1 pseudogene is annotated in these 350 nt (G+C 73.1%); it reads right to left on the reverse strand.

What is annotated here, in order from left to right:
• A pseudogene (locus tag F0Q45_RS26985) lies at window positions 1-253 on the reverse strand (PE family protein); the annotation flags it as partial.
• Window positions 254-350: the final 97 nt, after the last annotated feature.

Here is a 350-nt window from a genome sequence, read left to right on the forward strand (position 1 = left end):
ACTCACCTGACCCGCCGATCCCGCCGGTGCCCCCGGTCTGCGCGGGAGTAAGACCGGGCAAGCCCGGGTTCCCGGTGCCGCCGGTGACATTGCCATTTGCCGCGACATCCGTGCCGTTGCCGCCGGTACCAGCCGGCGCAGTGGGGGTGGGGTTAACCCCGTTCGTCCCCGTAAGACCGGTGCCGCCCTGCCCGCCGTTGCCCCCGGAACCAAACCAGTTGGCGTTGCCGCCGTTTCCGCCTTGCCCGGGCACGCCACCCAGGATGGACGCCACGGCGGGACCGCCCTGTCCGCCGACGCCACCGGCGCCGAACAACGTACCTCCGACGCCCCCGTTACCGCCGGCCGCG

The organism is Mycobacterium simiae, from assembly GCF_008370645.1.
Lineage (GTDB): Bacteria > Actinomycetota > Actinomycetes > Mycobacteriales > Mycobacteriaceae > Mycobacterium > Mycobacterium simiae_A.